Annotated in this window: 3 protein-coding genes and 1 pseudogene; 3 read left to right on the forward strand and 1 reads right to left on the reverse strand. The window is 61.1% G+C overall.

Features of this window, described 5'->3' with window-relative positions:
* Positions 1 to 9 precede the first annotated feature (9 nt).
* A complete protein-coding gene (locus tag ABZ749_RS34845) occupies positions 10 to 135 on the reverse strand; it encodes a hypothetical protein (RefSeq protein ID WP_357235607.1) in 126 nt (41 codons plus the stop codon).
* Positions 136 to 196: 61 nt separating this feature from the next.
* Here ABZ749_RS34845 and ABZ749_RS34850 point away from each other — a divergent pair, with 61 nt between their 5' ends.
* The 3 genes and pseudogenes from ABZ749_RS34850 to ABZ749_RS34860 form a co-directional block, all read left to right on the forward strand.
* Positions 197 to 379 carry a hypothetical protein gene (locus ABZ749_RS34850; protein ID WP_357235610.1) on the forward strand — a complete coding sequence of 61 codons (183 nt, stop codon included), beginning with the start codon at positions 197 to 199 and terminating at the stop codon, positions 377 to 379.
* Between the two features lie 200 nt (positions 380 to 579).
* A complete protein-coding gene (locus ABZ749_RS34855) occupies positions 580 to 1599 on the forward strand; it encodes a hypothetical protein (RefSeq protein ID WP_357235613.1) in 1020 nt (339 codons plus the stop codon).
* Positions 1575 to 1680 (forward strand): annotated as a pseudogene (locus tag ABZ749_RS34860) (GTP-binding protein); the annotation flags it as partial. The gene ABZ749_RS34855 and the pseudogene ABZ749_RS34860, both read left to right, overlap by 25 nt.

Below are 1680 nucleotides of genomic sequence, written 5' to 3' on the forward strand. Positions count from 1 at the left end.
AGCGGTGCATTAAACCGGCCCGGCGGATTCGAGCTTCCGGTCGGCCCGCAGCAGCTCCACCGGCAGGGTCACCAGTTCGTCCAGGCCTCCTCGGGTCCGGGCACGCCGCGCACCTGCACCGGAGCCACCCCTCATGATCCACTCACCTCCTCGTCCCGCATTCGATGACGCTGACTAGCGGAAGGCCAACCCGTTAGTGATTACGGCCGGGAAGGAGTTCCGCCACGCCGTCGGAGATGCCCTCGCCCACGGGCACGCCCGCGTCGACCAGATCCTCTTCGGCGCTGATGAACCCGCCCTGCTCACGGTGATCGGATACGACGGAACCACTTACCAGTTGACTTACGACTACAGCCGGGCACGGACGTGGGTCAGCTGAAGAGCCCAGTGAGTGCCGACGACAGCGGCCGCGATGCCGCTGGCGGGAGGGGCCGTGATGCCCGCCGGTGATCCACCAGCCGCCACGCTACGTCCAGCAGATGGTCCGATCGAGCGGACGCTTCTCGCGCCACAACTCACGCTCGCCAACTCGCCGGACCAGATATCAAGGATCCCCAACTATCCAGATAGGCTAGCCACATGGAGCGGGTTCGAGCCGGTAGTGTCGGTTACTTCTCCCCCCTAGGCACCCTTCCTCATGACCCCACAACGGATCGACCGGGTCACATTAGATGGGTTGAGGAAGAGGGCTTGTTCCGCATCGACACCCTCCTCGAAAACCGCAATGAAGTACGGGCTACTGAAAGTAGCCCCGTTCCGCACACCCTAGTAGGCAGGACGTCCAGCTCCGGCATTGTGGCTACTGGCGTGCTGCGAAGGAACGTTTCGCACAATACTGCAAGGCACCGCGTCTCCACGGCAACGTATCGGGCTACAACCCTGATGCATGGGCTAGACCCAGGGAGCCTGACCAAACCCGGAGTGACGGAAGTTAGTATCCGGATACCCGGCATTACGAACTGGGCTGGAATTTCCGCCTTAACGGAAAGCCACACCTCGACTGATGACGGCCGAGCCTTGTCGTACTCCATTGAAGTACAAGCTCCGGAAGATATTGTCCTCACCCTGAACGGGGGTCGCAGTCTGGCGGTTTCCGCACACTGGGAATCAACCGGACCCGATGACAGGCGGCTTATCTTCGCACCGATCGAGCTTTCCTGTAGATCCAAAAGGCCGAAGGAATACTACGATCTACGAGAGCCATTGCTGAGAATCCAGGAGCTTGTCAGCCTTGCCTACGAAGGAATGACGATCGCCGAGGGCGGCACCGTCGATCTGGTAACGGGCCATTCATCTTCACATAGAGCAGAGTTGTGGGATTCCCCCTTGATGTGGAGGAGACCAGGGATTGTCTCGCCTCGGTCCATGACCGAGTTTCCCCTGTTCTCCCTACGGCACCTCGGCGAGGCCGCAGGCCTTCGGAGGTGGGTACGCATATGGAATACCTACGGACAAGCTGTGAGGCCGCTGGTTGACACTCTCCGCATTGGTAAGCCCTCCGCCCCAGTTCGCCTCATGGACATCGCCGCAGGAATTGAACATTGGGTCGCCCGCCATAGACGAACGACTCAGTGGGCTCAAGATACATCAAGAACATGATCACCGGTGCCGCGCAGATGGACGGCGCGATCCTGGTGGTCGCGGCGACCGACGGCCCGATGCCGCAGACCCGCGAGCACG

It is taken from the genome of Micromonospora sp. NPDC047753, from assembly GCF_040642735.1.
In the GTDB taxonomy this organism is placed as follows: domain Bacteria; phylum Actinomycetota; class Actinomycetes; order Mycobacteriales; family Micromonosporaceae; genus Micromonospora.

What these genes read in the sequence shown, in the direction of transcription:
- ABZ749_RS34855 (WP_357235613.1), top strand. Translation starts at nt 580, where the DNA reads ATGGAGCGGGTTCGAGCCGGTAGTGTCGGTTACTTCTCCCCCCTAGGC.
- ABZ749_RS34845 (WP_357235607.1), bottom strand. Translation starts at nt 135, where the DNA reads ATGAGGGGTGGCTCCGGTGCAGGTGCGCGGCGTGCCCGGACCCGAGGA.